Annotated in this window: 6 protein-coding genes; all 6 read right to left on the bottom strand. The window is 72.0% G+C overall.

Translation table 11 applies throughout. The features are described from left to right. A partial coding sequence (locus VOI19_RS12085; RefSeq protein WP_323793210.1) for a Rho termination factor N-terminal domain-containing protein occupies window positions 1–864 on the bottom strand: 864 nt, incomplete at its 3' end. Window positions 865–1,089: 225 nt separating this feature from the next. After that, window positions 1,090–2,028: a homoserine kinase gene (thrB, locus tag VOI19_RS12080; protein WP_323793209.1), complete on the bottom strand. Its 939-nt coding sequence runs from the start codon at window positions 2,026–2,028 to the stop codon at window positions 1,090–1,092. Between the two features lie 9 nt (window positions 2,029–2,037). Next, complete coding sequence (thrC, locus tag VOI19_RS12075) at window positions 2,038–3,129, bottom strand: threonine synthase (RefSeq protein WP_323793208.1); 1,092 nt, start codon at window positions 3,127–3,129, stop codon at window positions 2,038–2,040. After that, the gene (locus VOI19_RS12070) at window positions 3,126–4,463 is read right to left on the bottom strand and encodes a homoserine dehydrogenase (protein ID WP_323793207.1); all 1,338 of its coding nucleotides are present in this window, start codon (window positions 4,461–4,463) and stop codon (window positions 3,126–3,128) included. The genes thrC and VOI19_RS12070 overlap by 4 nt, the downstream gene beginning before the upstream one ends. Beyond that, on the bottom strand, window positions 4,460–5,854 hold the full coding sequence (lysA, locus tag VOI19_RS12065; RefSeq protein WP_323793206.1) for a diaminopimelate decarboxylase: 1,395 nt from the start codon (window positions 5,852–5,854) through the stop codon (window positions 4,460–4,462). Before lysA ends, VOI19_RS12070 begins: the two co-directional genes overlap by 4 nt. A 7-nt stretch (window positions 5,855–5,861) precedes the next feature. After that, window positions 5,862–6,074 (bottom strand): DALR anticodon-binding domain-containing protein, encoded by a 213-nt coding sequence (locus VOI19_RS12060; RefSeq protein ID WP_323793211.1) that lies wholly within the window; start codon window positions 6,072–6,074, stop codon window positions 5,862–5,864. Window positions 6,075–6,117 lie beyond the last annotated feature (43 nt).

Below are 6,117 nucleotides of genomic sequence, written 5' to 3'. Positions count from 1 at the left end.
GTCGTCGGTGCCCGGGAGGTAGCCGCTCGTGCGCACGAACGCGTAGTTGTCGAGGACGTCGAGGATGCCGGCCGCCGGCACGAGGACGTCGTCCTCGAGGATCGTGGTGTCGGGCTCGTTGTTGCGCTGCGAGCCACCCTGCTGGCCCCCGCCCTGACCGCCGCCCTGGCCACCACCGGGACCACCGGGCCCACCGGGTCCGTTGGCGCGCGTGCGGTCACGGCCGCGGCGCCGGCGGTTCCGCCCGGTGCGGCCCTCGTCGTCGCCCTCACCCTGGTCGGACTGGTTGCCCTGGTTGCCCTGGTCCTTCTTGCCCTGGTCCTTCTGGTCCTGGTCCTTCTGGCCCTGGTCCTTCTGGCCCTGGTCCTTCTGGCCCTGCGCCTTCGAGGACTCCGGCTGCTGGGCGTCCGCTGCCTTCGCCTCGACCTGGGCGGCCTTCGGGGGCCTGGAGCTCTGCGCGTCCTTGGAGTCCCTGGAGTCCCTGGAGTCCCTGGAGTCCTCAGCGTCCTTCGCGGCTTCGGGGGACTGGGTCGCCGGAGCGGCTTGCGACGCGGTCTTCTGCTCGGGCTCGGCTCCCTGGGGCGCCGACGACCTCGCAGCACGCGCCTTGGGCGGCTGACCCGCAGACGCCGGGGCCTTCGCCTGGCCTGCCTTGCCTGCCGGGCCCGACTGGCCTGCCTGGCTCACCTGCGCGGCCTTGATCGCCTCGACGATCTGGGCCTTCTTCATGGTCGCGGCGCCGGAGATGTTCATCCCGGCTGCCATCGCCTTGAGATCAGCGAGGAGCATCGAGTTGAGTCCGCCGGAGCGCTTCTTCGGCGCTGCCGCCGGAGCGTCGGCCGGAGAGTCAAGAGGATCGGTCACGGGGGAATCCTTACCACGTTCGCTGAGTCGACAGGACGAAGCCGTCGACAACTGATGGGAGTGCTGTCCGCCGAGAGGACGTCCTGCGACGTGATCAACCTGCGGGGAAGGACCTGCGCGCCTGATGAGACCTGGTGAGACCTGGTGAGATCACCGGCACAGCGCTGAGGTCCGCTGGTCCCAGGAACCTATCACTGAGGGCGTGCGCGGCTCCCGGGGTACGGCCTACGCACCCGCGGGGACGTGGTCGAGCAGCACACCGCGAGGGTCGAGGGCGAGGTGGAGGGCGGTCCATCCCTCGGGGCAGCGGGCCAGGATGTCGTCGGCTGCAGCCGACCCAGCAGCACCGGTGAAGGCCAGGACCGTCGGCCCGGCGCCCGAGACGATGGCGGGCACTCCCGCGGAGCGCAGGTCGTCGACCAGGTCGATCGTGGCCGGCATGGCGGGGCGGCGGAACTGCTGGTGCAGCAGGTCCCGGGTGCCCCGCAGGAGCTGGTCGGGACGACCGGCCAGCGCTGCGACGAGGAGGGCGGCACGACCGGAGTTCGACGCGGCGTCGGCATGAGGCACCTCGTCGGGCAGCAGCCCCCGGGCCACCTCGGTCTCGACTCCGTCGGGCGGGATCAGCACGATCGCCGCGAGACTGCTCGAGACCGCCGAGGGCACGGCGAAGAAGGGTGCATCGGCGCCGTTCTCGTCGTCGCGACCGGAGATCACGAAGCCGCCGAAGCACGCAGGTGCGACGTTGTCGGGGTGGCCCTCGAGCTCGGCGGCGAGCTGGAACAGCGCCTCGTCGTCCAGCTGCTCCGCACCGCCGACGACCAACCCGCGAGCCAGCGCCAGCCCACCGACGATCGCCGCCGAGGACGAGCCCAGGCCACGGGCGTGCGGGATGACGTTGTGGCACGCGAGTCGCAGCCCCGTCGGGCGCTCGCCGAGAGCGTCGAACGCGAGTCTCATCGCCCGCACCACCAGGTGCCGCTCGTCGCGCGGCACCGAGTCGCTGCCGGCACCTTCGACCTCGACGACCAGCCCCTCGGGGATCACCTCGGCCTCGAGCCGGTCACGCAGGTCGAGAGCCAGGCCCAAGGCGTCGAAGCCCGGGCCCAGGTTGGCAGACGTCGCCGGGACGCTGACGCGAGCGACTCCGTCGAGCAGGGTCACGCCCGGTGCCTAGGCGAGGCCGGCCGCGGCTGCGGCCGCCGCGACATCGGCGTCGATGACCGTGTCGACCAGGGGCCCGACGCCCTCCAGGGCCGTGGCGGTGTCCTTGAGGCCATGGCCGGTGACGGTGATGGCGACGGTGCTGCCGGCATACGACTCCCCCGCGTCCAGCTCCTGGAGCAGCCCGGCGATCCCGGCTGCCGAGGCAGGCTCGACGAACACGCCGTCGTGCTGGGCCAGGGCCCGCTGGGCGGCCAGGATCTGGTCGTCGGTCACGGCGGCGAAGCGCCCGCCGGACTCCTCGGCAGCTGCGACCGCGTAGTCCCACGACGCCGGGTTGCCGATGCGGATGGCGGTGGCCTTGGTCTCGGGGTTCGGGAACGGTTCGCCGGTCACGAGCGGCGAGGCGCCGGCGGCCTGGAAGCCGCGCATCACCGGGGTCCTGGTGGCCATCCCGAGCTCGGCGTACTGGCGGTAGCCGAGCCAGTAGGCGGAGATGTTGCCGGCGTTGCCGACCGGGAGCAGGTGGAAGTCAGGGGCGTCACCGAGGAAGTCGACGATCTCGAACGCGCCGGTCTTCTGTCCCTGCAGCCGCACCGGGTTCACCGAGTTGACCAGAGCGACGGGGTAGTCGCGGGCCAGGTCACGCGCCATGGTGAGGCAGTCGTCGAAGTTGCCGCGCACCATGATCACCTGGGCTCCGTGGACGATCGCCTGGGCCATCTTGCCCGCGGCGATCTTGCCCTCGGGCACGAGCACGAGCGGCTTGAGCCCGGCCTTGGCCGCGTAGGCGGCCATCGAGGCAGAGGTGTTGCCGGTGGAGGCACAGACCACGGCCTCGGCACCCTCGGCCTTGGCGACCGAGATCGCTGCGGTCATGCCGCGGTCCTTGAAGGACCCGGTGGGGTTGTTGCCCTCGACCTTGAGCCAGACCTCGCCGCGGGTCAGGCCGGAGAGCCACTCGGAGTAGACGAGCGGGGTGCCGCCCTCGCGCAGGGTGATGGCCGGGATGCCCGCGGGGATCTCCAGCAGGTCGCGGTACTCCTCGATGATCCCGCGCCACTGGTGCGTGGCCTGTCGGGTGCTGCTCGGGGTGCTCATTCGTCGCCGCCCTCCACGCGCATCACCGAGGTGACCTCACGGACGATGTCGAGGCCGCGCAGGTGCTCGACGGTGGCACTGAGCTGCGCGTCGGTGGACCAGTGCGAGACGACCACCAGCTGCGCGTCGTCGTCGCGACCCTCCTGCCGCACGGTCTGGATGGAGACGCCGTGCTCGGCGAAGGCCAGCGCGACCGTGGCCAGCACGCCCGCGCGGTCGTCGACGTCGATCGCGACGTGGTAGCGGGTGCGCGCCTCCCCCATCGGCAGCACCGCACGGTCGGCGTACGCCGACTCGCCCGCGCCGCGGGTGCCCGCCAGGTGGTTGCGAGCCGCGGAGACCAGGTCACCCAGCACCGCGCTGGCGGTCGGGGCGCCGCCGGCGCCGGGGCCGTAGAACATCAGCTCGCCGGCCGCGTCGGACTCGACGAAGACCGCGTTGTAGGCCCCGCGCACGCTCGCCAGCGGGTGGGTGGCCGGGATCATGGCCGGGTGGACCCGGACGGCGATGGCCTCGCCGCCCTCGGCGCCGTCGACGCCGGTGCGCAGCTCGCAGATCGCCAACAGCTTGACGACGCAGCCCATCTCGCGCGCGGAGTTCACGTCGGCGGCGGTGACCTCGGAGATTCCCTCACGGTGGACGTCGGAGGCGGTGACGCGTGAGTGGAAGGCCAGCGACGCGAGGATCGCGGCCTTCGCCGCGGCGTCGAACCCCTCGACGTCAGCCGTGGGGTCGGCCTCGGCGTAGCCGAGCTCCTGGGCCTCGGCGAGGGCCTCGGCGAACCCCGCGCCGGAGGTGTCCATCTTGTCGAGGATGTAGTTGGTCGTGCCGTTGACGATGCCGAGCACGCGCGTGACCCGGTCGCCTGCCAGCGACTCGCGCAACGGTCGCAGGATCGGGATCGCGCCGGCCACCGCTGCCTCGTAGTAGAGGTCGCGGCCGGCCTTCTCGGCTGCCTCGAAGAGCGTCGGACCGTCCTCGGCGATGAGGGCCTTGTTGGCGCTCACCACGCTGGCGCCGTGCTCGAGCGCCGACAGGATGAGCCCGCGCGCGGGCTCGATGCCACCGATGACCTCCACGACCAGGTCGACGTCGTCGCGCGCCACCAGGCCCGCGGCGTCGGTGGTGATGAGGCCGTCGGGGACGTCGACGTCGCGAGGCGCGTCGAGACGCCGTACGGCCACACCGGCCAGCTCGACCCGGCGACCGATGCGCGCGGCGAGGTCGTCGGACTGCTCCAGGATGAGTCGCACCACCTGCGAGCCGACCACCCCGCACCCGAGGACCGCCACTCGCAGTGCCCGCTCGTCGGCGGCGTCACGCTGATTCATCATGCCCCTACATCCGTTGCCAACAAGTCGTCCTCAGTCTCGCGTCTCACCACGACGCGCGCGGCGCCGTCCCGCACCGCGATCACCGGCGGCCGCAGGGAGTGGTTGTAGTTGGAGGCCATCGAGCGACAGTAGGCCCCCGTGCCGGGCACCGCGAGCAGGTCCCCCGGCTCGACGTCGCCAGGCAGGAACTCGTCGCGGACGACGATGTCGCCGGCCTCGCAGTGCTTGCCGACCACCCGAGCCAGCACCGGCGGCGCGTCGGAGCGACGCGCAGCGAGGGTGCAGGAGTAGTCGGCGTCGTAGAGCGCCGTGCGGATGTTGTCGCTCATCCCGCCGTCGACGGAGACATAGGTGCGCACCGCACCGCCGTCGAGCGCGACCGGCTTGACGGTCCCGACGGTGTAGACCGTGCACATCGCCGGCCCGACGATCGCGCGGCCCGGCTCGATCGACAGCCGCGGGGGGTCGACCTGGAGCGCGCGACACTCGTGGGCCACGATCTCGGTCATCTCGGCCGCCAGGCGCGACGGCTCGGAGGGGTCGTCCTGGGTCGTGTAGGCGATGCCGAAGCCGCCACCGAGGTCCATCTCGGGCATCACGACGGACAGCTCGGCGCTGACCCGCGCATGCAGCGCCAGCACACGACGAGCGGCCACCTCGAAGCCGGAGGAGTCGAAGATCTGGCTGCCGATGTGGCTGTGCAGGCCGAGCAGGTCGAGGCCCGGGGCGGCGAGCACGCGTCGTACGGCCTCCAGCGCGTCGCCGGACGTGATCGAGAAGCCGAACTTCTGGTCCTCGTGGGCCGTGGCGATGTACTCGTGGGTGTGGGCCTCGACGCCGGCGGTCACCCGGATCATCACGCCCTGCGTGGTGCCGGCCTGCGCCGCGACCTCGGCGAGCCGCTCGATCTCGGCGAAGGAGTCGAGCACGATGCGTCCCACCCCGGCCTCGACGGCCCGCTCCAGCTCAGGGACCGTCTTGTTGTTGCCGTGGTAGCCGATCCGAGCCGGGTCGAAGTCGGCGCGGAGCGCGACGAGCAGCTCGCCCGGCGAGCAGACGTCGAGGCACAGTCCTTCGTCCTTGACCCAGCGCACCACCTCGGTGCAGAGGAAGGCCTTCCCGGCGTAGTAGACGTCGTAGTCGTTGAAGGCGTCGCGGAACGCGCCGGCACGGGCGCGGAAGTCGGCCTCGTCGAGGACGTAGGCGGGCGAGGCGTGCTCGGCCACGAGGTCGCTCATGGACACCCCGCCCACCACGAGGTCGCCCTCGACCTTGGTGGCCGTGGCCGACCACAGGAGCGGAACGAGGTCGTTGGGGTCGCTGGGGGGTCGCAGCCAGGAAGGACCGCGCAGGGCGCCGGGCGCGTGGGCCCAGCCGGCTTCGTGAGTCATCGACCGCTCACATCCGCTCGGGGGCGGACACCCCGAGCAGGCCCAGGCCGTTGGCCAGCACGGTGCGGGTCGCGTGGACGAGCACCAGGCGGGCCAGGTTGGCGGGCGTCACGGGCTCGTCGCCGTGCGGCAGCATGCGGCACTCCTTGGTGTCGTACCACTTGTTGAACACCGAGGCGGTGTCCTCGAGGTAGCGGGCGACGCGGTGCGGCTCGCGCAGCTCGGCGGCGCTGAGCCGGGCCGGGCTGATGCGGCGCTATTTT

The sequence above is a fragment of the Nocardioides sp. genome (genome assembly GCF_034670285.1).
In the GTDB taxonomy this organism is placed as follows: Bacteria; Actinomycetota; Actinomycetes; order Propionibacteriales; family Nocardioidaceae; genus Nocardioides.
Note: the sequence above shows the minus strand (reverse complement) of the source record. Positions and strands in the feature narration are given on the sequence as shown.

Bases quoted from the DNA above. Each gene is read 5' to 3' on its own strand.
- thrC (WP_323793208.1), bottom strand. From the start codon at position 3,129: ATGAGCACCCCGAGCAGCACCCGACAGGCCACGCACCAGTGGCGCGGG.
- VOI19_RS12070 (WP_323793207.1), bottom strand. From the start codon at position 4,463: ATGATGAATCAGCGTGACGCCGCCGACGAGCGGGCACTGCGAGTGGCG.
- lysA (WP_323793206.1), bottom strand. From the start codon at position 5,854: ATGACTCACGAAGCCGGCTGGGCCCACGCGCCCGGCGCCCTGCGCGGT.